A 23698-nucleotide genomic window follows, 5' to 3' on the forward strand; every position below is an offset into this window, starting at 1 on the left:
CTCCGCGGCGTGTCTCGACATCCGCTCCGCGTGCGCCGACGGCGAACGGACGGGTGCTCGGCACGTCCCTCGCCTCGCGTCGGGCACCTGCCGCGGGAGCGCGCACGGCCCGCCCGGCGACGCAGGGCAGGATGGTCGGCGTGGCAGGACTCCCCTCGACGACGCTCTCGAACGGCATGCACGCCGAGATGCGCTTCGCGGGCGAGGGCGGCTACCAGCTCGTCGTCGACGGCACGCCGCAGTCGCACGTCGACCCCGAGCGGCCAGAGCTGCTCGTCTACGAGTACGTGCAGCGCATGGGCCACGTGCTCGACGCGATGCGGCCGGGCGCCCTCACCGCCGTGCACCTCGGCGCCGGCGCCCTGACGCTCCCCCGCTACGTCGCGCGCACGCGGCCCGGGTCGCGACAGCAGGTCATCGAGCTCGAGCCCGGCGTCGTCGAGATCGTGCGCGCCGTGGCCCCCCTGCCCAGGGAGGCGAGCATCCGCATCCGCTACGGCGACGCCCGGGCGGTGCTCGAGCGCCTGCCCGCGGGGCTCACGGGCGTGTGCGACCTCGTCGTCGTCGACGTGTTCGCCGGCTCGCAGACGCCCGCGCACGTGACGTCGCTCGAGTTCCACGAGCGCGTGCGCGCGCTGCTCGCGCCCGACGGCGTGCTGCTCGTCAACCTGGCGGACGGGCGCGAGCTGCGGTTCGTGCGCTCGCAGCTCGCCACGCTGTCGGCCGCGCACCCCCACGTCGCCGCGATCGCCGACACGGGCTTCCTCAAGGGGCGCAGGTACGGCAACCTCGTGGCGATCGCCTCGCAGCAGCCGCTGCGTCTCGACGGGGTGCCCGCCGCGCTGCAGCGCGACCCGTGGCCCGCGAAGGTCGTCGACGGCGACGAGCTGCGGCGCTTCGCGGCGAGCGGCGCGATCGTGACCGACGCCACGGCCATCCCCTCGCCGCCGCCGAGCCGCTCGGTCTTCGGATAGGTCGCGCACGGACTCCGGGGCGCGGCACGGCGTGTCGGCGACGCGCCAGGCGATGCAGCCGGATGGCGTCGGCGGTCGGGTGCAGGATGTGCGCATGCATGCGGTGCTGGGCTTCGACGTGACGACGCTGCGCCCGACGGTCGACGTCCCGGCGGCGACGGCGCGCATCGACGCCATCGGCCTGTCGCGGGCGATGGCCGACCTCGCCGAGCGCGCGTGGCTGCTGCTCGCCGTCGGGCGCATCGACGAGGCGGCGGGATCGGCGGCGCGGGCGCTCATGGTCGCGCGTGCGACGGGCGATCGGCGCGAGAGCGCGCGCATGCGCCTGCTGCGCGCCGCGATCGCCGTGGGCGGCGGGCGCATCGCCGCCGCGCTGCGCGACTGCGACTCGGTCGTCGACGAGGCCAGGGCGTCGGGGTGGGACGCCGTGCTCGCCGAGGCTCTGCACGAGCGCGGGGTCGCGCGCTTCGCCGCGCGCCGGTGGCGCGAGGCCGCCGACGACCTCGGCGAGTCGCTCGCGCTGCTGCAGTCCGCCGCTGCGGAGCCGACCGGAGACGAGCAGGCCGATCGCGAGCGCCGCGACGCCATCGACGCAGCAGAGGTGTCGCTGCTCGTCGCGCTCGATCGCGCCGACCGGGCCGAGGGCGCCTCCGGGCGGGCCAGGCCGACGCATCCGCTGTTCGGCGAGCGCTAGCCGCCCGCGTACCCCGAACGCTGCGCACGACGCCCGGCGGCGACGGAATGCGTCGCGGATGTTGCGTCGCGGTCACGGAATCGTGACGATCCGACGCCCGCGCCATCGAATCCATTGTCAGCGTCGTGCGCACCGCCCTACGCTCACGGGAACCAGGCGCACGACGTCGAGCGCCGCACAGCCCCGAGGAGCTCCGATGGCACGACGACCCATCCGCATCCTGGCGAGCCGCGCAGGCTCGCAGGCGATCACGAGCGAGCTCACGCGCCGCGGCTTCCTCGCCGTCGCGACCGGCGCGGGCGCGACGGCGTTCCTCGCCGCGTGCTCCGGACCCTCCACGAGCGAGGCGCCCGCCGCGACCGGAGGCGAGCTCGAGGACTCGCTCGCCATCTACACGTGGGGCGACTACGACGCCCCCGAGACCATGACGGGCTTCGCCGACGCCGAGGGGCCGCAGGTCACCCTCGACTCCTACTCGTCGAACGAGGAGATGATCGCGCGCCTCGTCGCCGCGAACGGCACGTCGGGCTTCGACATCATCGTGCCGACGGGCGTCTTCATCCCGCAGCTCATCGAGCAGGGCCTCATCCAGGAGCTGAACCTCGACCTCATCCCCAACCTCTCGAACCTCGACCCGGCGTTCGCCGCGCAGGACTGGGACCCGGAGAACGCCTACTCGATCTGCAAGGACTGGGGCACGACGGGGTTCGTGTTCGACTCGACCGTCATCACCCGCGACCTCGTGACGTGGGAGGACTTCCTCGACGCCGCGCAGAACGAGGCGAGCGGCCGCACGAGCCTGCTCGACGCCCCCGAGGACATCACGGGCCTCTACTTCTGGGCGAACGGCATCCCGTGGACGACGACCGACGCCGCCGACCTCGACGCCGCCGAGGACTTCCTCGTCAACACGCTCGCCCAGCACGTCTCGGCGTTCGACTCGTATCCGGGCTCGGGCGCGATGCAGCAGGGCACGCAGGTGCTCATGCAGTGCTGGAACGGCGACGCTCGCCTCGGCATCCTCGAGTCCGAGGATCCCGATCGCTGGCAGTGGCGCCTCGGCGCACCCGACACCGAGCTGTGGATGGACAACTGGTGCATCCCCACGGGCGCCCCGCACCCCGAGGCCGCGCACGCCTTCATCGACTACGTGCTCGACCCCGTCGTGTCGCTGCAGGAGCTCGACTACATCGGGTACCACACGGGCGTCGCCGGCATCGAGGAGGCGGCGACCGAGCAGGGCCTCGAGCGCACCGACATCGTGTTCTTCACCGAGGAGCAGCTCGCGACGATGCACAACGGCGAGGTCAACGAGGCCCAGCCGCGCGGCGTCGAGATCTGGAACGCCATGAAGGCCGCGGCGGGCCAGTAGGCATGACCGACACCGCGGCCCAGGCAGCCCTGCACGCCGCCGCCGAGGCGCAGGCGGGCGACGTCACCCTCTCGGGGCTCACGAAGCGCTACGGCGACCAGATCGCCGTCGACGGCATCGACCTGCACATCGCGCAGGGCGAGTTCCTCTCGCTGCTCGGGCCCTCCGGATGCGGCAAGACGACGACGCTGCGCATGATCGCGGGCTTCGAGGAGCCCGACGCCGGCGACATCCGCATCTCGGGCGCCTCGGTGGTGGGCGTGCCTCCGCACCGGCGCACCGTCAACACGGTGTTCCAGCAGTACGCCCTCTTCCCCCACCTGTCGGTCGGCGAGAACGTCGCCTTCGGGCTGCGCCGGGCGCGCGTGCCTCGCGCGGAGATCGGCGACCGGGTCGTCGAGGCGCTCGACATGGTGCGGATGCGGCGCTTCGCCGACCGCCGACCGGCTGCGCTCTCGGGCGGGCAGCAGCAGCGCATCGCGCTCGCGCGCGCGCTCGTGAACCGCCCGTCGGTGCTGCTGCTCGACGAGCCGCTGTCGGCGCTCGACCGCCAGCTGCGCGAGGAGATGCAGGTCGAGCTGAAGCTGCTGCAGGCACGGCTCGGCACCACCTTCGTGTTCGTCACGCACGATCAGGGCGAGGCGCTCTCGATGAGCGACCGCATCGCCGTCATGCGCGACGGCCGCATCGAGCAGCTCGCCGACGCCGACACGGTCTACGGCGCGCCCGCGTCCGCCTACGTCGCCGGCTTCATCGGCAGGCAGAACTTCTTCGCAGGCATCGCCTCGGGTGCTCGCGTCGAGGCCGACGGCCTCGCGCTGCGCGGCACGGCATCCCTCGTCGACGGCACGCCGGTGCGAGCGGCGATCCGACCGGAGGCCGTGCGCATCGCCCTCGGAGAGGACGCGGGCGAGAACCGGCTCGTCGGCAGGCTCGTCGGCATCAGCCACCTCGGCGAGTCGATGCAGTACATCGTCGAGTCGGGCAGGCACTCGATCGTCGCGCTCACGCCGCGCCCGAGCGCGCCGAGCGTGCAGCCGGGCGACGCCGTGACCCTGTCGTGGGATGCGGCCGACGTCGCGGTCTTCCCCGACGACCGCACGCCCACCGAGCAGCCGGTCACGGCGGCGTCGTGACGGCCACGGCATCCGCCCCGCGCGCCGCGGCTCCGCCGCGGCCGCGCCACCGCCTGCGCCCTCCCCCCTTCCTGCTGGCGCTGCCCGCATGGTTCTGGCTGCTCGTGTTCTTCGTCGCGCCCGTGGGGCTCGTGCTCTTCTACTCGCTCGGCTACAAGCCGAGCCTGTTCGAGACGGTCGCGACCGATCGGCTCTCGTTCGACCGGTACGTCGAGGCGCTGTCGCCCACCTTCGCCTCCGTCTTCGTCAACACGCTCTGGGTCGGCGTCGTCGGCACGGTGCTGTGCCTCGTGATCGCGATGCCGGCGGCGTACTGGATCGCGACGAAGGTGCCCGCGCATCGCCGCGGCCTCATGCTCGGCCTCGTGCTCGTGCCGTTCTGGACGAACTTCCTCGTGCGCACCATCGGATGGCGCGTCATGCTCGCACCCGAGGGGTTCCTCTCGGAGTGGACGATGGCGCTCGGCCTCGGCCCCATCGAGCTGCTGAACACGCGCGCCGCCGTCGTCATCGGCGTCGTCTACAACTACCTGCCGCTCATGATCCTGCCGCTCTACGTGGCGTTCGACCGCGTCGAGGGCCCGCTGCGCGAGGCGAGCAAGGATCTCGGCGCCGACCGCGTGCGCACCTTCCTCACCGTGACCCTGCCGCTCGCGCGACCCGGCATCGTCGCAGGCGTGCTCTTCGTGTACATCCCGCTGATGGGCGACTACATCACCGCAACCGTGCTCGGCGGCGCGCAGGGCACGATGGCGGGGCAGCTCGTCGCGAGCCAGTTCCAGACCGCGCAGAACTGGGCCCTCGGCTCGGCGATGGCCGTCGTGCTCATCCTCACCACCGTGCTGTCCGCGGTCGTCGCCGCCGGCATGCTGTGGCTCGTCACGCTGCCCGTGCGGCGCGCGAACCGGCTGCGCATCGGAGAGGGCTCGTGAGCGCCCCCGCCGTGCGGCGCCGCCGCAGGCCCGCGACCGACGTGCTGCTGTCGATCTGGGGCTGGCTCGTCATGGCCTTCCTCTTCGCGCCCATCCTCGTCATCGTCGCCTACTCCTTCAACGAGGGGCGCCTGCTCTCGTCGTGGGACGGCTTCGGGCTCTCGGCCTACGAGGCGGCCTTCGGCAATCGGCAGATCGTGGCGACGGTGCTCGTGACGATCCGCGTCGCCGTCTGGTCGGCCATCGTCGCGACGGTGCTCGGCACCATGGCGGGCATCGCGCTCGCACGCCGGCCCGGCAGGTGGACGGTGGCGTTCACGGCGCTGCTGCTGCTCGTGACCGTGACGCCCGAGATCGTGGATGCCGTGGCGCTGCTGCCGTGGTTCGTGCAGCTGGGCACCGAGCTCGGCATCACGATCCTCAACGACGGCATCGTGCGCCTCGCGATCGGCTCCTCGCTGTTCTCGACCGCCGTCGTCGCGTACCTCGTGCGCTCCCGGCTCGTCGGCATGGACGAGCACCTCGAGCACGCCGCAGCCGACCTGTACGCCACGCCCCTCCAGTCGCTGACGCGCGTCACGCTGCCGCTCACGGCGCCCGCGGTCGTCTCGGGCTTCCTGCTCTCGTTCACGCTGAGCCTCGACAACACGATCATCGCTGCGTTCGTGTCGGTGCAGGGCGCGACGCCGTGGCCCGTGTACATCCTGGGCTCCGTGCGCTCGGGGCTGCGACCCGAGATCGCCGCGATGTCGACGGTCATGCTCGTGCTCACGCTGCTCGTGCTCGTGCTCGTCGCGATCGTGCTGCGCCGTTCCGGCGACTCCACGACGCAGATCGCACGGACCATGACGGGCGGCTGACCGCCACCGCCGCCGCCCGCTCGACGCGGTCGGCGCCCATCGTCGGCGGTCGCTCCGCCGCGCACGCACCCGACGCACCGACGGAAAGGCAGGCTCGTGGTCGACGCGATCTTCACGAACGGACCCATCTTCACCGCCGACGCGGCACGATCCTTCGCGACGTCGCTCGCCGTGACGGGCGACCGCATCGTCGCGGTCGGCCACGACGACGTGCTCGAGCTGCGCACGGCATCCACCGAGGTCGTCGACCTGCGCGGACGCCTGCTCACGCCCGGCTTCGTCGACGCGCACGTGCATCCGGCATGGGGCGGCCTCGACATGCTGCGCTGCGACCTCGCCGACACGGCCGTCGACCGCGGCGCCTATCTCGCGACCATCGCGGCGTACGTGGACGACCACCGCGACGAGCCGTGGCTGCTCGGCGGCGGATGGGCGATGGCCGCCTTCCCCGGCGGCACGCCGCTCGCCGCCGACCTCGACGCGCTCGTGCCCGACCGGCCCGCGTTCCTCACGAACCGCGACGGCCACGGCGCATGGGCGAACTCGGTGGCGCTGCGCATGGCGGGCATCACGGCGACGACGCCCGACCCCGCCGACGGGCGCATCGAGCGCCTCGCAGACGGCTCGCCGAGCGGCACGCTGCACGAGGGCGCGATGACGCTCGTCAACCGACTCATCCCCGTCGAGTCGCCCGAGCGGATGCGCGAGGCGCTGCGGGTCGCGCAGCGGTACCTGCACTCCCTCGGCATCACCGGCTGGCAGGACGCCATCCTCGGCGACTACGGCGACGCGCCGAACCCGGGCGCGACGTACCTCGCGCTCGCCGAGTCCGGCGAGCTCACGGCGCGCGTGCGCGGCGCCCTGTGGTGGGAGCGCGGGCGCGGCGTCGAGCAGATCCCCGAGCTCGTCGAGCGGAGGGCGGCATGGACGGCGGGCACGTTCGCGGCGACGAGCGTGAAGATCATGCAGGACGGCGTCGCCGAGAACTTCACCGCGGGCATGCTCGAGCCGTACTGCGACGGCCACGGGCATGCGACGGCGAACGACGGGCTGTCGTTCCACGACCCCGCGGTGCTCGCCGAGGCGCTGCCAGAGCTCGAGCGGCTCGGGTTCCAGGCCCACTTCCACGCGATCGGCGACCGCGCGGTGCGCGAGTGCCTCGACGCGGTTGCTGCGGCTCGCGCGGCGAACGGCTGGATCGACTCGCGGCCGCACATCTCGCACATCCAGGTCGTGCACCCCGACGATCGTGCGCGCTTCCGTGCGCTGGGCGTCGCCGCCAACATGCAGATGCTGTGGGCGGTGTACGAGGACCAGATGGTCGACCTCACCATCCCCTTCCTCGGCGGCGAGGCCGCCGAGCGGGTGTCGTGGCAGTACCCGTTCGCGTCGCTGGCCGAGGCGGGCGCCGTGCTCGCGGCCGGCTCGGACTGGTCGGTCTCGACCCCGGACCCGTGGGCCGCCATCCACGTCGGCGTGCGCCGCACCGAGCCCGGCTCGCGCGGGATGCGCCCCTTCCTCCCGGCCGAGGCGCTGCCGCTGCCGACGGCGCTCGCGGCGTACACGGCCGGGTCGTCGTGGGTGAACCGGTGGGAGTGCGGCGTGCTCGCTCCCGGCCGCCTCGCCGACCTCGCGATCGCCTCTCGCGACCCCTTCGCGGGCGCACCCGACGAGATCGGCGACACCGCGAACGACGAGACGTGGGTCGGCGGCGTCCGGGTGTTCGCACGCGCGTGACCCCCGCGCGCCCCGGCCGTGCGTCGGTGGCGGATGCCACCATGGAGGGATGGGGATGCGCAGCGCGGCCGGGCGGAGCGCTCGTGGCTGACCTCGCGCGCGTGCAGGTGTGGGCCGAGTCGCTCATCCGCATCCACCTCGACGACTCCTGGTCGTTCGCGTTCGACCACGCGCGCCGCCGCGCCGGCCTCACCGACCACCGCGCACGGCGCATCTCGGTGTCGCGGCATCTCGCAGCGCGCTACGACGACGACGAGGTGCACCAGATCCTGCTGCACGAGGTCGCGCACGCGCTCGCCGGGTTCGACGCCGGGCACGGCGCGCAGTGGCGGCGGATCGCGCGCGACATCGGCTTCGAGGGCGGCAGGCTGCACGACGGCGAGGTCGCGACCGAGCTGGCGACCTGGGTGGGCCGCTGCCCCGCCGGCCACGTGCACCATCGCTTCCGCCGCCCGACTCGTGCCGCGAGCTGCGGGCAGTGCTCGAAGCGCTTCGACGCCGCGCACCGCATCGCGTGGCAGCGGGCGCGATGAGCGACGCCTCCGCGCTGCTGTCGAGCGGGCAGTCCGCATCGATCGTGCGACTCGACGACGGCTGGGCGCTCGAGATCGACGGCCTCAGGCAGTCGCACGTCGGCCGAGACGACGAGCCGTCGCCGCACGCGACGGTGCGGTGGATGCTCGCGGCGCTCGCATCGCCGCTCACGGCGTCGCCGGCGCCGCGCGTGGCGCATCTCGGAGGCGCGGCCATGAGCCTGCCGAGGCAGGTCGCGCACGCACGCCCAGACGCGCAGCAGGTCGTCGTCGAGCTCGAGCCCGCGATCGTCGACCTCGTCGTGCGGCACGCGCCGCCGCCCCCGGGCGTCGAGGTCGTCGTCGGCGATGCGCGCGCGTGGCTCGACGCCGCGCCGCCCGCCTCGCTCGACGCCATCGCGATCGACGTCTACGCGGGCGGGCGCATCCCGCCTCCGTTCACGTCGCTCGAATGCGCGACCGCCGCGCATGCCGCGCTCGCCGACGACGGCGTGCTCGTGACGAACGGTGTCGCAGGCCCCGAGCTCGCGTTCACGGCTGCGCACCTCGCGTCGCTCGAGGCGGCCTTCGCCCACACGGCGCTCGTCGTGCAGGGCTCGGTGCTCGCGGGTGCGCGGTTCGGCAACGCCGTGCTCGTCGCGAGTCGGGCACCCATCGCGAGCGACCGCATCCGCGCAGCGCTCGCCGGCGACGCCGCACGCGGCGCGCTCGTGGACGACGTGTCGCGCATCGTGGGCGACGCGGTGCCGATGCGCGACGCCGACGAGCGGTGGTCGCCCGAGCCGATCCGCGCGGCGTTCATCCCACCTGCGTGACGCGCGGGCGCACGCACGCGTCGCCGTCGCATCCGGGTCGCGTCAGGCGGTCGCAGCCACCGGCCGCGCCGCAGCCTCCGCGCGCACGAGGTGGCTCGTCGCGCCGCGCAGCGCGACGGCCGCCGCGCACGCGACGGCTGCCTGCGGCGAGTGGAAGTCGATGCCGCGCTCCGCGAGCGCGTCGACGACCCTGCCCGCGACGAGCGTGTCGGCGACGCTGACGCGCAGCGAGCCATCCGGCCACCGGTCGCCGGCGGCCGCGATCGTCACGGACGCGCGACGCCCGAGGCGCGCCTGCTGCGCGACCACGAGCTCGGCGACCTCGTCAGCCGTCTCGAGGGTGGCGGCGAGCACGAGCCCCGCGTCGGCGGCGCGCAACGCGTCGCCCGTCTCGCCGGCGTCGGCATCCGCGACCACGACGACGTCGGCGGGATGGGCGCGCAGCGCCTGCGCACCCCACTCGAGCTGGACCTGGTACTCGGCGGACATGCACGCGAGCGTACGGGCGCGCCGGAGCAGTCGCCGCTTCCGCCCGTCACCGGACGTCACGCGGGCGCGATGACGCCTCGGCGACGTGCCCGGCGTCAGCCCAGGGCGCGGCGCGTCAGCCCAGGGCGCGGCGCGTCAGCGCAGGGCGCGGCGCGTCAGCGGGGCGCGGCGCGTCAGCGCAGGGCGCCCAGGTGCGCGAGCGCCGCACGGATGAGCGCGCCGCGGCCACCCTCCATCTCGGACGTCACGAGCTCGGACGCCGCCTGGTCGGGGGTGAGCCATGTGAGCTCGAGGGCGTCCTGCCGCGGCTCGCACGTGCCCGTGACGGGCACGATGAAGACGAGCGACACCGCGTGCTGACGGTCGTCGTGGTAGTTGCCGTCGCCCGGCAGCGGGAAGTACTCGGCGACGTGGAACGGGGTCGGGCACGGCGGCAGCTGCGGGAACGCCATGGGCCCGAGATCCTTCTCGAGGTGCCGGTCGAGCGCGTCGCGCAGGGACTCGCCGTGCATGACCCGGCCCGAGACGATGGTGCGCGCGATGCCGCCGGAGGCTCCGACGCGCAGCAGCAGGCCCACGTCGGTGACACGACCCTGCCCATCGAGGCGCACCGGCACGGCCTCGACGTACAGCATGGGGATGCGGCGCCTCGCGTCGGCGAGGTCGTCGTCGCTCAGCCATCCGGGATTGCGGTCGGGCGTGCTCACGGCCATGCCTCCATCGTGGCATCCCTCGGGCGCATCGCGGCGCCACGGGGATGCGGCGCGCTCGGCGACCGTCGCGACACGGCGCTGCTGCGACCGGTCCCGGCCCGCGCCCGCCCGCCCCCGCCGGTGCAGCCCCGCGGTGCGGCCGCGACGCCTAGGCTGGCGCCGACGCGCCGCACGTGCGCGAGAGGAGCGGCGATGGCCACCTTCACCACGACCCTGCTGCTGCAGGGGAGCAACGTCGGCATCGAGGTGCCCGAGGCCGTCGTGCTGGGCTTCGGCGCCGGCAGGCGAGTGCCCGTCACGGTCACCCTGAACGGCTACGAGTACCCCTCGACGATCGCGGTCATGGGCGGCCGGTACCTCGTGCCGGTGTCGGCGCAGGTGCGCCGCGAGGCGGGCGTCGCAGGCGGCGAGGAGCACGAGGTCACTCTCGAGCACGACACCTCGAGCCGCGACACCCCCGTGCCCGCCGACCTCGCTGCGGCGCTCGACGCCGCGGGCGTGCGGGCGGCGTTCGACGCGCAGTCGCCCTCGAGGCGCAAGGAGCACGTGCGCCAGGTCGAGTCGGCGAAGGCGGAGGACACGCGTGCGCGTCGCGTCGCCAAGGTCGTGGAGTCGCTCGCATGAGCACGGATGCGCATGCGATCGACCCGGACGTCGTGCTGTGGCGCGACGGGCTCGACGGGCGTGCGGGCAGCGACCTGCTCGTCGTGATGCACGGCATCGGCAGCCACGAGGGCGACCTGTTCGCGCTCGCGCCCTTCCTGCCCGAGCGCATGACGATCGCGGCGCTGCGGGCGCCGCTGCAGTACGGGCCCGGCTTCGCCTGGTACGCGGCGGGCAGCCAGATGTCGACCGACTCGTCGCTCATCGACGCATCCTGTCGCGGCGTGCTCGCCTGGCTCGACGACCTGGAGGACGAGTTCCGATCGGTGTCGCTCCTCGGCTTCTCGCAGGGCGGCGCGATGACGCTGCAGCTGCTGCGGCACGCGCCCGAGCGGTTCGCCGCCGTCGTGCAGCTGTCGGGCTTCGTGTTCGCAGGGGATGCGGAGGGCGACGCGGCGCTCGCCGCAGCCGATCCGCGCATCCCCGCGTTCCAGGCGTGGGGCTCGGCCGACGACCTCATCGCGCGGGAGGCGACGGCGCGCACGATCGCGTGGATGCGCGACCACACCGACGTCGACGCGCACGAGTACGCGATGGGGCACTCGATCGTGCAGGACGAGCTGCGGGACGTCGCGGGGTTCCTGGATCGGGTGCTGCCCGCCTGACCCCGGGCGACTGGGCAGCAGATGCTCCGATCTCGGGCTCACGAGAGCATCTGGTGCCCACTCGCGCGCATCGACTGCCCAGTGTCGGGGTGCGGTTCCCGGCGGCGCGGGTGCGCGCGGGGCGGCGCGGACGGGCTGGGTCGCGTCAGCGCGAGGAGCGCGCCGAGCGGCCGCGCGCGATGGCGACGAGCGCCTGCACGTCGGCGCCGTCGCGGTCGCGCCGCCAGGCGAGCGCGATCGTCGTCGGCGGCGCATCCTCGATCGGCACCGCCGCGACGTCGCGGCGATGGTGCAGCCGCGCGAGCGACTGCGGCATCGTCGCGATGCCGGCGCCCGAGCCCACGACCTCCATGAGCTCGCGCCACGTCATGCCGCCGCGCGCGATCGTCGGCTCGCCCTCGAGGTCGGCGGCGACCACCGCGTCCATCTCGGCGATGGGATGCTCGCTCGGCACCACGACGAACGCGCGCTCGTCGTAGAGGCGCACGAGGTGCAGCCCCTCCTCGTCGATGGGCAGGCGCACGATGGCCGCGTCGGCCTCGCCCGAGCGCAGCCCGCGGTCCTGCCGCTCGACCTCGAGGCGGTCGTGCACGAGCGGCTGCGGCATGCGCTCGATCCATGCGCGGATCCACTTCGACGGCGTCGAGCCCTCGACGTAGGTGAGACGGAACGGCTCGGCGGGCGCGGCTGGCGCGGGTGCGGGCTGCTGCGCCGCCGGGCGAGCCCGACCCTTCGCGGCTGCCGTCGCGCCTGCGCCGCGCGTGCCAGCGCCGCCCTTGCCAGCGCCGCCCTTGCCAGCGCCGCCCTTGCCCGTGCCCGCGGCACCCTTGCCGGCGCCGCCCGTCCCCTGCGCGCGCTGCCCCGCCGGCCTGCCGGGTCGCGGCGGCCGCGGCGAGCGCGCGCGACCGCTCACCAGGCGCGCTCCAGCACGACCGACTGCTTCGACGTCGTGAAGCCCAGCCGCTCGTACAGGCCCACGGCGCCCGTGGGCGACTCGGAGTCGACGTCGAGCACGGCGCGCTCGAGGCCCGCGGCCCGCGCAGCCTCGAGGGTGCGGGTGAGCACGCGCGGCGCGATGCCGAGCCCGCGCCGATCGCGCACGACGCCCACGAGCGCGACGTAGACCGAGGTGAAGCCCGCGACCTCCGCATCCTCGGGGTCGTGCTCCGCGAGGCAGAAGCCCACGATCCGGTCGCCCTCGACCGCGACGGCCGAGAGGTCGGGCCGCAGCACGGGGCTGCCCACGAAGCGGCCCCAGCGCTCGGCGGTCGTCGGCTGCGAGCCCCAGTGGTCGCGGAAGGCATCGTTGCGTGCGATGCGGCCGGCCTCGAAGAGGTCGGGCGTGAACGGCACGATCGTGAGGCCCGCGTCGTCGAGCGGCTCGATCGGCTGCGACAGGTCGCGGTGCAGGTCGGTGAAGTAGCGCGCGACGTCGTAGCCGGCGCCCCGCAGGAACGGCACGGTCGACGTCTCGGAGCCCGCCCACGCGTGGATCTGCGCGGGCAGCTCGTCGTCGCCGTGGGCGCGCAGGCGCTCGGCGGCGCGGCGCTCCTCCCAGGCGAGCATCGCCGCGCCGATGCCCTGCCGCCGCGCCTGCGGCACGACGGTGCCGCCGACGAAGACGCGGCGCACGTCGGTCTGCCCATCGGGCATGACCGCCGAGCCGAACGCGACGATCTCGCCGTCGCGCTCGCCGACGACGAGGTCGCGCTCGACGTCGACGTGGCTCGCCTCGAAGTCGTCGACGACCTCCTGCAGCGGCACCTGGTACTCGGGATGGTCGACGCGGCCCGCGAGGTTCAGGGCTGCGCGGATGCCGGGGGCGTCGTCGATGGTCGGGCGGCGCCAGGCGACGCCGGCGACGGCATCCGGCAGGCCGGGCTCGCCGAGGTCGGGGACGCGCGCGGAGATGGGACCGAGGCTCATGCTCCGAGCCTACGGGCGCGCGCTGGTGGCGGGCAGGGTGCGGACGCGTCGCGCCTGCCGCCGCCGATCCCCTACGCGAGAGGCGCTGCTCGCCGCAAGCACCTGCCGAAGCGCGAGCAGCGCTCCTAGCGTCCGAGCAGCGGCGCCCGGGCGCCGCGCGCGCGGGAAGGCGACACGATGGCGGTGAGCGAGACGAGGGCGACGGCGCCCGACGACCGACGACGCACCACGGCGACCGGCGGCGATCCGCCCCGGGAGCGCGAGCGGCGCCCATGGCATCGCACGATGCGCGGCAGGGAGGCGATCGCCGGCTACCTCTTCATCTCGCCCTGGGTCGTCGGCTTCCTCGTGTTCACGCTCGGCGCGATGGTCTACAGCCTCGTCATCTCGTTCTCGAGGTATCAGCTCGCGACGAACACGGCGACGCCCGCGGGGTTCGCGAACTACGAGCGCCTCGTCGAGGACCCCATGGTCGCGACGGCGCTCGCCAACACCCTGTACTACGCCGTCATGGCGGTGCCGCTCGAGATCGCCGTCGCGTTGGGCCTCGCGCTGCTGCTGAGCAGCCTGCGCAAGGGCTCGGCCCTGTTCCGCACCGTCTTCTACCTGCCGAAGATGACGCCCGCCGTCGCGACGGCGTCCGTCTTCCTGCTGCTGCTGAACGGCAGCCAGGGTGCGATCAACCGCGGCCTCGCCGCCTTCGGCATCGACGGCCCGCAGTGGCTCGTCGACCCGGCCTGGATCAAGCCCTCCATCGTGCTCATGACCATCTGGGGCGTCAGCGGCACCATGGTGATCTTCCTCGCGGCGCTGCAGCAGGTGCCGCGAGACCTGTACGAGGTCGCCGAGCTCGACGGCGCGGGCCCCGTGCGCCGGTTCTGGTCGATCACGCTGCCGATGATCTCGGGCGCGATCTTCTTCAACGTGCTCGTGCTCACGATCGCCGCCTTCCAGATCTTCGACCAGGCCTTCCTGCTGTTCCACCGCGATCAGGTCCAGGCGTCGTCCGACGCATCCGTCTTCTACGCGATCTACCTGTTCCAGCAGGCGTTCCGGCAGTTCGACTTCGGGTTCGCGGCGGCGATGGCCTGGCTGCTGTTCGTCATCGTGCTGGTCATCTCGCTCATCCAGCTGCGGGTCGGCAACCGGTTCGTCTACTACGAGAGCGAGCGCTGATGACTGCCACCACCCAGGCGGCGACCGCGGTGCAGACCGGCGCGGCCGCACCGCCCCCGCGGCGCAGGCGGCGTCTCGGCGACCGGCGGAACCGACCCCTCACGGCGTGGGGATGGGCGGGGCAGATCGTGCGCTGGGCGCTGCTGCTCGTCATCTCGGCGCTGTTCCTCTACCCGCTGCTGTGGCTGCTCGCCGCGAGCCTCAAGCCGCGCGGCGAGGTCTTCGACAACCGGCTGTGGCCCGAGACGTTCACGCCCGAGAACTACGTGGAGGTCTTCGACCAGCTGCCGCTCGCGGCATGGGTCGGCAACAGCCTGCTCATCGCGGTGCTCGCCGCCGTGCTCGTCGCGGTGTCGTCGTCGCTCGTCGCGTTCGGCTTCGCCTACTTCCGCTTCCCCGGCCGCGGCGTCCTGTTCGGCATCGTGCTCGCGACGATGATGCTGCCGGGCGCCGTGACGCTCGTGCCCCAGTACCTCATCTGGAACGAGCTGGGCCTCGTGGGCACGAACGTGCCGCTGTGGGGTGCGAACCTCTTCGGCTCCGCGTTCTACATCTTCCTGCAGCGGCAGTTCTACCTGGGGCTGCCGCGCGAGCTGTTCGAGGCGGCGACGGTGGATGGGCTGCGGCCGTGGGGCATGTTCTGGCGCATCGCCTTCCCGCTGTCGGTGCCGTCGTTCATCATCGTGCTGCTGTTCGAGTTCCAGGCGTCGTGGAACAACCTGCAGGCGGCGCTCATCTACCTCAACACGGGGTCGGAGGAGGGCTACACCGTGCCGCTCGGCATCGCGAGCGCCATGACGCGCTTCAGCCCGACGAACGGCGGGCACGGCGACTACCAGCTCGTGATGGTGGCGGCGCTGCTCGTGACGCTGCCGATGCTGCTGCTCTTCGCCTTCGGGCAGCGCTACTTCGTGCAGGGCATCGCGACGCAGGGCAGGAAGGGCTAGCGCGCGGCGGCCGCGGCGACGAGCGTCGCGGCCACCGCTCGGGCCGTGCTCGTCGTGTGGCGAGGCGCGCGCAGCCGCATCGCGAGATCGCCCGTGACGACGAGCAGCAGGCCCTCGGCGAGCGCCGCCGGGTCGTCGACGTGCGCCTCGTGCGCGAGCCGCGCGAGGCGCGTGCGCAGCGCGTCGGTGTCGAGCCGCACGGCGTCGGCGACCTCGGCGGGCGCGTCGGCGTACTCGGCCGCGGCGCCGAGGAAGGCGCACCAGCGCGAGCCGAGCGGTCGGTCGCGGAAGTCGTCGAGCGCGTCGAATACGGCGAGGAGCCTGCCGTCGGCGTCGGATGCGCGTTCGATCGCGGCATCCCAGCATGCGATCCACTCGCGGTGGCGGCGCTCGAGCACGGCGGCGAGCAGCGCCTCCTTGCTCGCGTACCCGCGGTAGAGGGTGGCGCTCGAGACCCCGGCGCGCGCGAGCACGGCGTCGACCGGCGTCGCCGCGATGCCGCGGGCGGCGAAGAGCGCGTCTGCGGCGTCGAGCAGGCGCTCCCGGGTGGAGGTGCGCATCGCCATCCCCCCACCGTAGACTGCAAAAGTGAAACGATCGTTTTTGTCTTCGGGGCGGCTCGGATCGTTCGCGCTCGTCGCCGCCGGGCTCGCGCTGATCGCGAGCGCCTACGGGCTCGTGCGGCTCGCCTACGGACTGCTGCTGCCCGACGTGCAGCGCGACCTGCTGCTCACGGCCCCCGCGGCGGGCGCCATCTCGGCCGGGGCATCCGCCGTCTACTGCGTCGGCGCCGTCGCCGGCTTCCTGCTCGCGAGCCGACGACCGCGCACCCTCGTCGCCCTGGCGGGCACGGGTGCGGCGCTCGGCGCCGTCGGCATGGCGTGCGCCGCCGACGCCGCGGCGTTCGCCGCCGCCGCGATCGCCGCCTCCTCGGGGGCCGGGCTCGCCTCGCCCGCGCTCGTGGCGCTGCTGGCGACCGATCGCGCCACGCGCGAGCAGCCGCGGCTGCAGTCGGTCGTGAACGCGGGGACGGGACCCGGGCTCGTCGCGGCGGCGATCCTCGCGCTCGTGCTCGACGACTGGCGTGCCGTGTGGGTCGTCGCGGCTGCCGCGGCCGCGATCGCCGCCGTCGCGACGATCGCCGCGCACCGCGAGGGCGGCCCGCGCGGGGCTGCACCGCGCGCGCCCGCGCCCTCGCTCGCGTGGATGCGCGCCCACGGCCCCGTCGTGACCGCTGCGCTGCTCATGGGCGCGGCATCCGCCGCGACCTGGAGCTTCGGCCGCACCATCCTCGTCGACGCGGGCGCCGACGAGGGCACGTCGATCGTCGCCTGGGCCGCGCTCGGCGCCGGTGGAGCGCTCGCGGTCGCGAGCGCCGGCGCCCTCGACGCCATGGGCCCGCGCCGCGCCTGGGCGGTCACGATCGGCACGGTCGCCGCGGCGACGGCAGCACTCGCCGTGGCACCGTCGTCGACCATCGTGGCGTTCGCGGGCTGCGCGGCGTTCGGTTGGGGCTACACCGCCGGCTCGGGCGTGCTCATCGCCTGGACGCGCGCCATCGACGCCCGCCGCGCCGCGCCCGGCACGGCGATGCTGTTCGTCGTGCTCGTGCTCGGCCAGGCCGTCGGCGCCGCCGTCGTGGGCGTCGCGGCACCCTCCGTGGGGCTCGGCGCCGCGTTCGCTGCGGCCGCCGTCGTCGCCTGCCTCGCGATCGCCGCCGCGTCGACCCCCTGGGCGCGCATCCCGGAGCGGGCAGACTCGCAGGCATGACGACGAGGCTGCTGCTGATCGCCGACACCCACCTGCCCACGCGCGCGAAGGCGATGCAGGAGCAGGTCTGGGGGCTCGTGGAGGACGTCGACGTCGTCGTCCACGCGGGCGACTGGGTGCACGTCGACCTGCTCGACGAGCTCGAGCGCCGCGCGCGCCGCGTCGTGGGCGTCGCGGGCAACAACGACGGCGACGAGCTGTGGGCGCGCCTCGGCGAGGTGGCGCGCGTGGAGGTCGAGGGCGTGCGCATCGCCGTCGTGCACGAGACCGGTGCCGCAGCCGGTCGCGAGCGCCGCTGCGACGAGCGCTTCGGACCCGGGGCGAGCGAGCCGTGCGACGTGCTCGTCTTCGGCCACTCGCACATCCCCTGGGACACCACGACGCCGAGCGGTCTGCGGCTGCTGAACCCCGGCTCGCCCACCGACCGCCGCCGTCAGCCCGTCGGCACCGTCATGCTCGCGACCGTCGACGCCGGCTCGCTCGACGTCGAGCTCGTGCCGACGCCGCGCTGACGATCGCCGACGCCCGCGACCGCCGAGCGGCCACCGGCGCTGCCGGGCACGACGCCGACCGCGACGCCGCCCGAGGGCGGGCGCCGCGGCGCGGGCGGCCGAGCGCCTAGCCGCCCGAGACCTGGTCGTAGGCGCGCATCGCGGCGTCCTGCGCATCGGCGAGCGCATCCTCGGCGCTCGCCTCGCCGAGCAGGGTCGAGAGCACCGCATCCTGCAGCTCGGACTGCAGCTGCTGGCCGGCGGGCGTCGCACCGAAGGAGACGCCCTCGGCCGCGACGTCGTAGTACGCCTGGATGGTGGAGTCGAAGCCCGGGTAGTCGGTCTCCTGCACGAACTCGGCGCGCACGGCCTCGTCGGCAGCGGGCGAGCCCGTGAAGAGGCCCGCGTTGATGCCGTTGCGCTCCGGCTCGGCCGCCGTCGTCTCGGCACGCGCCTCGCCCGCCGCCATCCACGCGTCCTCGCTCGTGAGCTCGAGCATCCACCGGCACGCCGCCGACGGATGCTCCGCGCCGATCGGCACGACGAACGCCTGGCCGCTCGCCGCCGTGAACGGCGCGCCCTCGGCATCGACGAGCGGCGTCGCGCCGAGCTCGACCTGCGCCGCGTACGGCGTGAGCACGTTGACGTACCACTGGTCGAAGACCGCCGCGCCGACCTGGTCGGTCACGTACGGGTTGCCGTCGCCGAAGAGGTCGAAGGCGTCGACGAACGAACGCACCTCCGCGTAGCCGCCCTGCGCGTCGTACACCTGCTGCAGGAACTCGATGGCCTCGAGGTTCGCCGGGTCGTCGAGCGAGGGCACGCCCTCGTCGTCGACGATGCTGCCGCCGAACGCGAGCATCCACAGCGCCGCCTTCGACACGCCCTGCGGGTCGAAGCCGATGCGCGTGGGCACGCCGCCCTCGAGCACCGTCATCTGCTCGGCCGCCGCGACGACGCCGTCCGCATCCGTCAGGTCGAACGCGGATGCGTCGAGCCCGGACTCCGCGAGCACGCGCTCGTTGAGCAGCACGAGCGGCGGCTGGTAGAACTGCGGCACGCCCCACACCTGGTCGTCGTAGGTGACGTCGGCCGCGACCTGCGGGTACCAGCGCTCGGCAGGGTCGACGTCCTGCAGCGCCATGCACTCGTCGAGCGGCACGATGAGGCCCTGCGCCGCGTACGTCGCCACGAAGTTGCGATCCATCTGCACGACGTCGGGCAGGTCGCCGCTCGCCGCCTGCGCCGTGAAGCGCTGCGCGTCGAACGCCGCCGCGTCGATCTCGATCTCGACGCCGTCGAGCTGCGCGGCGGCGTGGTCGAGCCGCGACTGGCCCACGTCGTCGGCGTTCTCGAAGCCCCACACCTCGAGCGCATCCTCGGTCTCGTCGGTGAACTCGATCGGGCCGTTCGCCGACCCTCCGCCGCACCCCGTCATCGCCAGCACCGTCGCGGCTCCCGCCGCGACCACCGCCATCCGTCCCCTGCGCATCCTCGACTCCTTCGTCCTCGGCCGACGCCCCTGGGCCCGCCCGATGCGACCGTAGGCGCGCGCCGCGACGCCGCAGCAGGCCGTTGCGGCGGGTGGTCGGTTCGTGCAGCATGACGATGCGGGCTGCTCGTCGCGCCGCGGACGCGCGTAGCGTGGGCGCATGGCCGCCACCGACCTCCCCGCCATCCTGCTGCCCGCGTCGGGCATGCCCGAATGGCTGCGCATCCTCATCGCGGTCGTCGTCGTCGCCGCGGGCGTCGTCGGCATCGCGGCCATGGTCGCGGCCATGCGTCGCAATCGCGAGCTGCAGGACGGCGCGCCGCCGCTGCCCAGGCGGCCCTGGTCGCGCGACGACGACCGAGCGTCGGCCTCCGGCCCGCCCTCGCCCTCCGCACCCGACGACGCACCCCTCGAGCAGCGGCTCGCCGAGCTCGACGAGGCGTTCGCAGCCGGCCGCATCGACGCGGCGGAGCGCGAGCGCGCACGGCGAGCGCTGCTGGGCGAGGACCCCGACGAGGACGTGCGCTGACCGCCACGGCCGCAACCGGGTGGCGGTCGACGCGTCGCACGCGAGAGGCTTGGGACATGACGGATCTGGACGACGCATTCGTGGAGGCGGTCGCCGAGACCGCGCTCCACTTCGACCACCACGGCACGGACGTGCTGCTGCGAGGCCCGCAGCGCGAGGAGTCCTCGTACATGGCCGAGGTGCCCGCGGGCGACGACGAGGAGGGCACGCCCTTCACCCTCGACGGTGGCCGCGCGGACGCCGTGCTCGAGGTCGTCGTCGGCGGCGAGGTCGTGGGGCTCGTCGTGCCCGTCGACGACGGCTACGGCGTGCTCGTCGTGCCCGAGGACGGCGCGGAGCCCTCCGCCGAGCAGGAGACGCTCGAGGCGGCGCTCGACGAGCTGGGCGTCTGACCCGGGCGCGGCAGCAGCAGCATGCGCGCCGCAGACAGGATCGGCGCGGCGTTGACCGCCGCGCTGCTCGAGACCGAGACGCCGCCGCCGCCGTCGACGCTCGTCGGCATCGTGGCCGAGGCCATCGGCGCGACGCGCTGCGAGCTGCGGCTCGGCGCGAAGTCGCTGAGCTGGAGCGCGCGCGGCGCACGAGCGGACGACGACGCCGCGACGCTCGTGCTCGGCGCGAACCCCGACGTGGTCGCGATCGTCGCGCCCGCCGATGCGATGCCCGCGCCGGAGGCGTGGCAGCCGCTCCTGCTGCTGCTCACGCCGTACGCCGCCGAGGATGCGACGTGGCATGCGAGGCGCAGGCAGCAGGAGGCCGTCGCACGCATCGACGACGCGCGATGGCGCGCCTCGGCGGACATGGAGCATGAGCGGCGCCGCCTCGAGCGAGACCTGCACGACGGCGCGCAGCACCATCTCGTCGCGCTGCGGATGTCGATCGCGCTCGCCGACCACCGCCGGCTCGAGCCGGACGGCGAGGTGCGGCTCGCCGCGCTGCGCGCGCAGCTCGACGCCGCGGAGTCGCTCCTCGTCGCGACCGCGAGGGGCGTGCTGCCCAAGGCCCTCGCGACCTCGGGCCTGCAGGGTGCCCTGCAGGCGCTCGCAGGCCCCGGCGTCGTCGTGCGGGCCGACATCCCGAGGCTCATGCCGGCCGTCGAGTCGGCGCTCTACTACGCCGCGCTCGAGGCCGTGAGCAACGCCCGCAAGCACGCAGGGGGCGCGAGGATCGCCGTCGAGGCGCGGCTCGACGCCGGACGCGCGCGCGTCGAGGTCCGCGACGACGGACCCGGCTTCGACGCGGGTGGCGAGGTGGGCGGCCTCGCGCACCTCGCCGAGCGCATCGAGGCCATCGGCGGCGCGCTCGAGGTGCGCTCGACGCCCGGCGCGGGCACGCGCGTCGTGGCCTCCGCTCCGTACTGACGCGGCGTCAGCGCACGAGGAGCCCCGCGGCGCTGCGCTGCAGCACGTCGGCCGCCCTGCGCCCCGCGCTGTCGAGCCCCGGCCGCGCAGCCACCCGCTGCCAGTGCTCGACCGCCGCGAGCGCCGCGACCCGCACGCCCTCGGCATCGGCGTCCGGCGGCAGGCGGAGCCTCGTGCGCGCCTCGCCGCCCTCGGCGCCTGCGAGCCGCGCCGCCTCCGCGTCGACCACCTCGGCCGCCGTGCCGCTCGCGACCTCGTCGAGCAGCCGATCCTCGACCAGCTCGTGCGCCGCGGCGCGCAGCTCGTCGATCTGCCAGCGCAGCGACGCGTCGTCCTCCCGCGCGGCATGCGCGGCGAGCCGCGCGAGCACGCGGCGCGCTGCGAGCACGGGCGCCCTCGCCGAGAGCGCCGCGACCGCCTCCGCGGGTGCGGTGCCGTCGCGGAACAGCAGCTGCTCGTGCCGGAGCGCCGCAGCGAAGCCCGGACGCGGCGCGAGCGCGCACACGACCGCGTCGACGTCGCCCCACCGCCCGTCGCGGGCGTGGATCTGCTCGGCGAGCGCGACGTCGGGCGCCGCATCGCACAGGAGCGTCTGCACGCCCGGCATGGGCGCGGGCAGCGGCCCCTGCACGACGAGCAGCGCCACGGGGGCCACGAGGGCGTCGCGGCAGTCCTCGAGCTCGTCCGGGGGCAGCCCGGCGGTCTCGACGAGCGTCGACACCCTGCCGTGCACGGGCCGCGCCGCGATCTGCGCGCCCGCGATGGGCAGCGACGTGACCTCGCTGCGATCCGGCATCGTCACGACGACCTCGACGCGGCCGACGTCGTCGAGCGCTCGCGTCGAGAGCTCGCCGCCGAGCGAGCCGATGCGCTCGGCATCCGCACCGAGCGCGCGCGCGACGGCGGCCGCCTCGAGCGCCCCCGAGCCCTCGATCGTCGCGACGAGCGCGGCCCCGCGGCGCAGCACGACCCGCATGCGAGCGCCCGCCCTCGCGAGCGCCGTCATCGCCCTAGCCACGGCGTGGTAGAACCCCGACTCGACGTCCCAGCCCGCCCGTCGCCCGAGGTCGCCATCGACGTCGACGTGCACGGGCAGCGCGGCCGCGAGCTCGCGCAGCGTCTCCTCGACGCCCCGCTCCGGCAGCATCGCGGGGAACACGCCCCGCACGGCGTCGCGCAGGTCGTCGATGACCCGGTCGGCGAGCGCGTGCACCCCGGACCAGTCGAGCTCGTCCGCCGGCTGGGCGAGCATGCCGCGCAGCGCGGCGAGGTCATGCACCGTCGCGGTCGTGACCGTCTCGACGAGGCGGATGCGCTCGCCCTCCCGCACGCGCGCCGCACGGACCTGCGCGCGCTCGGCCTCCCCCTCGCGCTGCACGGCTGCTCGCCGGGCGCGGTCGAGCCCTCGCATGGCGCGCGCCGCCCGCACGGTCGCGCCGATCCACGCGCAGGCCTCGTCGACGAGCACGGCCCGGCGTGCGCTCGCCAGGTCGGGACGCGGGCGGATCTCGAGCACGCCGACGCCGGGCACGGGATGCCGCGAGGCATCCCCGCTCGGCGCGACCGCCTCCTCCGGCCAGACGGCGAGCTGCTGGTGATGGCCGTCGGCCAGGCGTCGCAGCAGCCGCACCTGCGGCACCGGCTCCCCGCGGGTCGCGACGCCGCGCGCGACGTGCTCGAGCAGCGCGGGCAGCAGCGCCTCGCGCGGGGTCGTCGCGACGAGCTCGACGACCCCGCGCGGGGCGGCGTGCGCCGTCATCGCCCGCCGCCGCCGACCTTCTGCGCCTGCAGGTACGTGAGCACGGCGAGCACCCTGCGGTGATGCATCGTCGCGTCGGCGGGGATGCCGAGCTTCACGAACAGCGAGGCGACGTGCTTCTCGACCGCCTTGACCGACACGAAGAGCTCCTCGGCGATCGAGCGGTTCGCCCGCCCCTCGGCCATGAGCCGCAGCACGTCGAGCTCGCGCGCGCCCAGCGCGCCGACGACGCCGTCGCGGTGCTCGCCGATCTCGACGAGCCGGCTCGCGAGCGCCGGCTCGATGACGATCTCCCGCGCCATGATGCGCTCGAGCGTGTCGTTCAGCATGCGCACGCCCGCGATGCGCTCCTTGAGGCGATAGCCGATGGCCTCCGTGCCGATCGACAGCATCGTGCGCAGGTAGTGCGACTCGGCGTAGTGCGACAGCAGCAGCAGCCCGACCTCGGGGTGGCGCGCGCGGATGCGCGTGGCCGTCGAGAGCCCGCCCTCCTCGCCCGGCGGCATGCGGATGTCGAGCACGGCGATGTCGACGTGCTGCTCGCCGAGCGTCGCGAGCAGCTGGTCGCCGTCGTCGTGGGCGGCGACGACCTCGTGGCCCGCGGCGTCGAGCAGCAGCACGAGGCCCTCGCGGAAGAGCGAGCCGTCGTCGGCGATCGCGACACGCATCGATCCCCCGCCTCTCGCACGCCGTCCCACCCCGCCGCAGCGGGATCCGGGCTCAT

General features: G+C 74.5%; 26 protein-coding genes. 18 read left to right on the top strand and 8 right to left on the bottom strand.

Going from position 1 to position 23698, the window contains the following annotated elements; translation table 11 throughout:
• Window positions 1-131: 131 nt before the first annotated feature.
• From ACFQPP_RS00100 to ACFQPP_RS00140, 9 genes are all read left to right on the top strand, one after another.
• Window positions 132-974, top strand: coding sequence for a spermidine synthase (locus tag ACFQPP_RS00100; protein ID WP_376914412.1), 843 nt, complete (start codon window positions 132-134; stop codon window positions 972-974).
• A gap of 94 nt (window positions 975-1068) precedes the next feature.
• Window positions 1069-1668: a hypothetical protein gene (locus ACFQPP_RS00105; protein ID WP_376914414.1), complete on the top strand. Its 600-nt coding sequence runs from the start codon at window positions 1069-1071 to the stop codon at window positions 1666-1668.
• A 196-nt stretch (window positions 1669-1864) separates the two neighbouring features.
• Window positions 1865-3040, top strand: coding sequence for a spermidine/putrescine ABC transporter substrate-binding protein (locus tag ACFQPP_RS00110; protein WP_376914415.1), 1176 nt, complete (start codon window positions 1865-1867; stop codon window positions 3038-3040).
• Window positions 3041-3042: 2 nt separating this feature from the next.
• Complete coding sequence (locus ACFQPP_RS00115; protein ID WP_376914416.1) at window positions 3043-4176, top strand: ABC transporter ATP-binding protein; 1134 nt, start codon at window positions 3043-3045, stop codon at window positions 4174-4176.
• Window positions 4173-5108, top strand: coding sequence for an ABC transporter permease (locus tag ACFQPP_RS00120; RefSeq protein WP_376914417.1), 936 nt, complete (start codon window positions 4173-4175; stop codon window positions 5106-5108). The genes ACFQPP_RS00115 and ACFQPP_RS00120 overlap by 4 nt, the downstream gene beginning before the upstream one ends.
• Window positions 5105-5968: an ABC transporter permease gene (locus ACFQPP_RS00125; protein WP_376914418.1), complete on the top strand. Its 864-nt coding sequence runs from the start codon at window positions 5105-5107 to the stop codon at window positions 5966-5968. Before ACFQPP_RS00120 ends, ACFQPP_RS00125 begins: the two co-directional genes overlap by 4 nt.
• Window positions 5969-6064: 96 nt before the next feature.
• Window positions 6065-7705: an amidohydrolase gene (locus ACFQPP_RS00130; RefSeq protein ID WP_376914419.1), complete on the top strand. Its 1641-nt coding sequence runs from the start codon at window positions 6065-6067 to the stop codon at window positions 7703-7705.
• An 83-nt stretch (window positions 7706-7788) separates the two neighbouring features.
• Complete coding sequence (locus tag ACFQPP_RS00135; protein WP_376914420.1) at window positions 7789-8238, top strand: SprT-like domain-containing protein; 450 nt, start codon at window positions 7789-7791, stop codon at window positions 8236-8238.
• Window positions 8235-9053, top strand: coding sequence for a spermidine synthase (locus ACFQPP_RS00140; protein ID WP_376914421.1), 819 nt, complete (start codon window positions 8235-8237; stop codon window positions 9051-9053). Before ACFQPP_RS00135 ends, ACFQPP_RS00140 begins: the two co-directional genes overlap by 4 nt.
• Before the next feature lie 42 nt (window positions 9054-9095).
• Here ACFQPP_RS00140 and ACFQPP_RS00145 read toward each other — a convergent pair whose 3' ends face one another.
• Window positions 9096-9542, bottom strand: coding sequence for a hypothetical protein (locus tag ACFQPP_RS00145; RefSeq protein ID WP_376914422.1), 447 nt, complete (start codon window positions 9540-9542; stop codon window positions 9096-9098).
• Window positions 9543-9715: 173 nt separating this feature from the next.
• On the bottom strand, window positions 9716-10255 hold the full coding sequence (locus tag ACFQPP_RS00150) for an NUDIX hydrolase family protein (protein WP_376914423.1): 540 nt from the start codon (window positions 10253-10255) through the stop codon (window positions 9716-9718).
• Between the two features lie 192 nt (window positions 10256-10447).
• Between ACFQPP_RS00150 and ACFQPP_RS00155 the strand changes: the two genes are divergently transcribed.
• The gene (locus tag ACFQPP_RS00155; RefSeq protein ID WP_376914424.1) at window positions 10448-10879 is read left to right on the top strand and encodes a YdeI/OmpD-associated family protein; all 432 of its coding nucleotides are present in this window, start codon (window positions 10448-10450) and stop codon (window positions 10877-10879) included.
• The gene (locus ACFQPP_RS00160) at window positions 10876-11523 is read left to right on the top strand and encodes an alpha/beta hydrolase (protein WP_376914425.1); all 648 of its coding nucleotides are present in this window, start codon (window positions 10876-10878) and stop codon (window positions 11521-11523) included. The genes ACFQPP_RS00155 and ACFQPP_RS00160 overlap by 4 nt, the downstream gene beginning before the upstream one ends.
• Window positions 11524-11668: 145 nt before the next feature.
• Here ACFQPP_RS00160 and ACFQPP_RS00165 read toward each other — a convergent pair whose 3' ends face one another.
• Window positions 11669-12436, bottom strand: a complete 768-nt coding sequence (locus ACFQPP_RS00165) for a LysR family transcriptional regulator substrate-binding protein (RefSeq protein WP_376914426.1) — start codon at window positions 12434-12436, stop codon at window positions 11669-11671.
• Window positions 12433-13449 (bottom strand): GNAT family N-acetyltransferase, encoded by a 1017-nt coding sequence (locus ACFQPP_RS00170; protein WP_376914427.1) that lies wholly within the window; start codon window positions 13447-13449, stop codon window positions 12433-12435. The genes ACFQPP_RS00165 and ACFQPP_RS00170 overlap by 4 nt, the downstream gene beginning before the upstream one ends.
• 285 nt (window positions 13450-13734) lie before the next feature.
• Between ACFQPP_RS00170 and ACFQPP_RS00175 the strand changes: the two genes are divergently transcribed.
• Together ACFQPP_RS00175 and ACFQPP_RS00180 are read left to right on the top strand one after the other, a co-directional pair.
• Window positions 13735-14625 (top strand): carbohydrate ABC transporter permease, encoded by an 891-nt coding sequence (locus ACFQPP_RS00175; protein WP_376914428.1) that lies wholly within the window; start codon window positions 13735-13737, stop codon window positions 14623-14625.
• On the top strand, window positions 14625-15572 hold the full coding sequence (locus ACFQPP_RS00180) for a carbohydrate ABC transporter permease (protein ID WP_376914429.1): 948 nt from the start codon (window positions 14625-14627) through the stop codon (window positions 15570-15572). The genes ACFQPP_RS00175 and ACFQPP_RS00180 overlap by 1 nt, the downstream gene beginning before the upstream one ends.
• Here the strand turns inward: ACFQPP_RS00180 and ACFQPP_RS00185 are convergent.
• A complete protein-coding gene (locus ACFQPP_RS00185) occupies window positions 15569-16138 on the bottom strand; it encodes a TetR/AcrR family transcriptional regulator (protein ID WP_376914430.1) in 570 nt (189 codons plus the stop codon). The genes ACFQPP_RS00180 and ACFQPP_RS00185 overlap by 4 nt on opposite strands.
• A gap of 22 nt (window positions 16139-16160) precedes the next feature.
• Between ACFQPP_RS00185 and ACFQPP_RS00190 the strand changes: the two genes are divergently transcribed.
• Both ACFQPP_RS00190 and ACFQPP_RS00195 read left to right on the top strand, forming a co-directional pair.
• Window positions 16161-17342 carry an MFS transporter gene (locus ACFQPP_RS00190; protein WP_376914431.1) on the top strand — a complete coding sequence of 394 codons (1182 nt, stop codon included), beginning with the start codon at window positions 16161-16163 and terminating at the stop codon, window positions 17340-17342.
• Entirely contained in the window at window positions 17339-17854 is a 516-nt protein-coding gene (locus ACFQPP_RS00195) for a metallophosphoesterase family protein (protein ID WP_376914432.1), read from the top strand. The genes ACFQPP_RS00190 and ACFQPP_RS00195 overlap by 4 nt, the downstream gene beginning before the upstream one ends.
• A 106-nt stretch (window positions 17855-17960) precedes the next feature.
• Here ACFQPP_RS00195 and ACFQPP_RS00200 read toward each other — a convergent pair whose 3' ends face one another.
• Window positions 17961-19325 carry an ABC transporter substrate-binding protein gene (locus tag ACFQPP_RS00200; RefSeq protein WP_376914433.1) on the bottom strand — a complete coding sequence of 455 codons (1365 nt, stop codon included), beginning with the start codon at window positions 19323-19325 and terminating at the stop codon, window positions 17961-17963.
• 160 nt (window positions 19326-19485) lie between these two features.
• Between ACFQPP_RS00200 and ACFQPP_RS00205 the strand changes: the two genes are divergently transcribed.
• The 3 genes from ACFQPP_RS00205 to ACFQPP_RS00215 are packed head-to-tail and all read left to right on the top strand — an operon-like array spanning window position 19486 to window position 21215.
• Entirely contained in the window at window positions 19486-19854 is a 369-nt protein-coding gene (locus ACFQPP_RS00205) for a hypothetical protein (RefSeq protein ID WP_376914434.1), read from the top strand.
• Window positions 19855-19910: 56 nt separating this feature from the next.
• Complete coding sequence (locus ACFQPP_RS00210; RefSeq protein WP_376914435.1) at window positions 19911-20246, top strand: hypothetical protein; 336 nt, start codon at window positions 19911-19913, stop codon at window positions 20244-20246.
• A 21-nt stretch (window positions 20247-20267) separates the two neighbouring features.
• A complete protein-coding gene (locus ACFQPP_RS00215) occupies window positions 20268-21215 on the top strand; it encodes a sensor histidine kinase (RefSeq protein WP_376914436.1) in 948 nt (315 codons plus the stop codon).
• Between the two features lie 7 nt (window positions 21216-21222).
• On the opposite strand, the gene ACFQPP_RS00220 is transcribed toward ACFQPP_RS00215, so the two are convergent.
• Together ACFQPP_RS00220 and ACFQPP_RS00225 are read right to left on the bottom strand one after the other, a co-directional pair.
• Window positions 21223-22974 carry a hypothetical protein gene (locus tag ACFQPP_RS00220; protein ID WP_376914437.1) on the bottom strand — a complete coding sequence of 584 codons (1752 nt, stop codon included), beginning with the start codon at window positions 22972-22974 and terminating at the stop codon, window positions 21223-21225.
• Complete coding sequence (locus ACFQPP_RS00225) at window positions 22971-23642, bottom strand: response regulator (protein WP_376914438.1); 672 nt, start codon at window positions 23640-23642, stop codon at window positions 22971-22973. Before ACFQPP_RS00225 ends, ACFQPP_RS00220 begins: the two co-directional genes overlap by 4 nt.
• Between the last annotated feature and the right edge of the window lie 56 nt (window positions 23643-23698).

The sequence above is a fragment of the Agrococcus sp. GCM10030265 genome, from assembly GCF_042666675.1.
In the GTDB taxonomy this organism is placed as follows: domain Bacteria; phylum Actinomycetota; class Actinomycetes; order Actinomycetales; family Microbacteriaceae; genus Agrococcus.

Bases quoted from the DNA above. Each gene is read 5' to 3' on its own strand.
- ACFQPP_RS00220 (WP_376914437.1), bottom strand. From the start codon at position 22,974: ATGACGGCGCACGCCGCCCCGCGCGGGGTCGTCGAGCTCGTCGCGACG.
- ACFQPP_RS00200 (WP_376914433.1), bottom strand. From the start codon at position 19,325: ATGCGCAGGGGACGGATGGCGGTGGTCGCGGCGGGAGCCGCGACGGTG.
- ACFQPP_RS00140 (WP_376914421.1), top strand. From the start codon at position 8,235: ATGAGCGACGCCTCCGCGCTGCTGTCGAGCGGGCAGTCCGCATCGATC.
- ACFQPP_RS00195 (WP_376914432.1), top strand. From the start codon at position 17,339: ATGACGACGAGGCTGCTGCTGATCGCCGACACCCACCTGCCCACGCGC.
- ACFQPP_RS00210 (WP_376914435.1), top strand. From the start codon at position 19,911: ATGACGGATCTGGACGACGCATTCGTGGAGGCGGTCGCCGAGACCGCG.
- ACFQPP_RS00115 (WP_376914416.1), top strand. From the start codon at position 3,043: ATGACCGACACCGCGGCCCAGGCAGCCCTGCACGCCGCCGCCGAGGCG.
- ACFQPP_RS00205 (WP_376914434.1), top strand. From the start codon at position 19,486: ATGGCCGCCACCGACCTCCCCGCCATCCTGCTGCCCGCGTCGGGCATG.
- ACFQPP_RS00150 (WP_376914423.1), bottom strand. From the start codon at position 10,255: ATGGCCGTGAGCACGCCCGACCGCAATCCCGGATGGCTGAGCGACGAC.
- ACFQPP_RS00170 (WP_376914427.1), bottom strand. From the start codon at position 13,449: ATGAGCCTCGGTCCCATCTCCGCGCGCGTCCCCGACCTCGGCGAGCCC.
- ACFQPP_RS00180 (WP_376914429.1), top strand. From the start codon at position 14,625: ATGACTGCCACCACCCAGGCGGCGACCGCGGTGCAGACCGGCGCGGCC.
- ACFQPP_RS00100 (WP_376914412.1), top strand. From the start codon at position 132: ATGGTCGGCGTGGCAGGACTCCCCTCGACGACGCTCTCGAACGGCATG.
- ACFQPP_RS00160 (WP_376914425.1), top strand. From the start codon at position 10,876: ATGAGCACGGATGCGCATGCGATCGACCCGGACGTCGTGCTGTGGCGC.
- ACFQPP_RS00105 (WP_376914414.1), top strand. From the start codon at position 1,069: ATGCATGCGGTGCTGGGCTTCGACGTGACGACGCTGCGCCCGACGGTC.
- ACFQPP_RS00175 (WP_376914428.1), top strand. From the start codon at position 13,735: ATGCGCGGCAGGGAGGCGATCGCCGGCTACCTCTTCATCTCGCCCTGG.
- ACFQPP_RS00110 (WP_376914415.1), top strand. From the start codon at position 1,865: ATGGCACGACGACCCATCCGCATCCTGGCGAGCCGCGCAGGCTCGCAG.
- ACFQPP_RS00225 (WP_376914438.1), bottom strand. From the start codon at position 23,642: ATGCGTGTCGCGATCGCCGACGACGGCTCGCTCTTCCGCGAGGGCCTC.
- ACFQPP_RS00185 (WP_376914430.1), bottom strand. From the start codon at position 16,138: ATGGCGATGCGCACCTCCACCCGGGAGCGCCTGCTCGACGCCGCAGAC.
- ACFQPP_RS00145 (WP_376914422.1), bottom strand. From the start codon at position 9,542: ATGTCCGCCGAGTACCAGGTCCAGCTCGAGTGGGGTGCGCAGGCGCTG.
- ACFQPP_RS00155 (WP_376914424.1), top strand. From the start codon at position 10,448: ATGGCCACCTTCACCACGACCCTGCTGCTGCAGGGGAGCAACGTCGGC.
- ACFQPP_RS00215 (WP_376914436.1), top strand. From the start codon at position 20,268: ATGCGCGCCGCAGACAGGATCGGCGCGGCGTTGACCGCCGCGCTGCTC.